At 63.2% G+C, this 998-nt stretch carries 1 protein-coding gene; it reads right to left on the bottom strand.

Features of this window, described 5'->3' with window-relative positions:
* Positions 1–808: transglycosylase domain-containing protein (locus tag EN969_RS32765; RefSeq protein WP_164758742.1), on the bottom strand; the 808-nt coding region annotated here is incomplete at its 3' end.
* Between the last annotated feature and the right edge of the window lie 190 nt (positions 809–998).

Raw genomic sequence — 998 nt, 5'->3', positions numbered from 1 at the left:
ACGGCGCCTTCAGCAGGCCGGCAAGCAATGCGGCTTCCGACAGGGTGACGTCGCGCGCGCTCTTGCCGAAATAGCGGCGCGAGGCGGCTTCGACGCCATAGGCGCCAGAGCCGAAATACACCCGGTTCAGGTACATTTCGAGGATCTGGTCCTTGGTGTGCTTGTGCTCCAGCCATAGCGCCAGCAGCACTTCCTGCACCTTGCGCTCCAGCGTGCGGTCGGGTGTCAGGAACAGGTTCTTGGCCAATTGCTGGGTCAGCGTCGAGCCACCCTGCGAGAAATGCCCGCCAAGCACATTGGTGACCATGGCGCGGGAAAGCCCGATCGGGTCGATGCCGAAATGCGAGTAGAAGCGCCGATCTTCGATGGCGATGACGGCTTCCGGGATATAGGGCGACATTTCGTGCAGGCCGACCGCCTCGCCGCCGCTCATGCCGCGATTGGCGAGCAATTGGCCATCTGCCGAGACGATCTTGATGTTGGGGGCGCGGTCGGGAATCGACCAGGTCGTCGCCGCCGGCATCTTGGCGCCGTAGTAGATGACGATGCCGGCCACGGCGATGCCGCCCCAGATGGCGAGCACGAAGCACCAGTAGAACAGCCGGCCGAGCACGCCGAACAGGCCGCGCCGGCTTCTGCCGCGCTTGACCCGCGACGATTTCCCTTTGGCCGGCTTGCGTTTTGCGGAGGCTTTGCGATTGCTCGGCACGACGCGATCCTCCTCGTTCACCGAAAGACCCGCCGAGGACCGCGCCTGCGGCGGCCCCTCGAAACTGGGTTCGATGCGACTGTCTCTGCGGTTCGCCATGCGCTGTGCTTGATGTCCCCGATGCCTATGGCGTTCGGGTTGAAGAGTAGATGCGGCGATTTAAGGGCGGGTTAAGTCGTGTTCGAATGCCGGCCTTGGGGTTGGGCAGCCAAAAACGCCAGCGTCTGCTCTTTGCAGGTTACTGACGCCACGCTGTTCGCTGTCTCGTTCAGATGGGCTCGAACTTCAC

Origin of the sequence: Mesorhizobium sp. M7A.F.Ca.CA.003.01.2.1, assembly GCF_003998945.1 — a bacterium.
In the GTDB taxonomy this organism is placed as follows: domain Bacteria; phylum Pseudomonadota; class Alphaproteobacteria; order Rhizobiales; family Rhizobiaceae; genus Mesorhizobium; species Mesorhizobium ciceri.
Note: the sequence above shows the minus strand (reverse complement) of the source record. Positions and strands in the feature narration are given on the sequence as shown.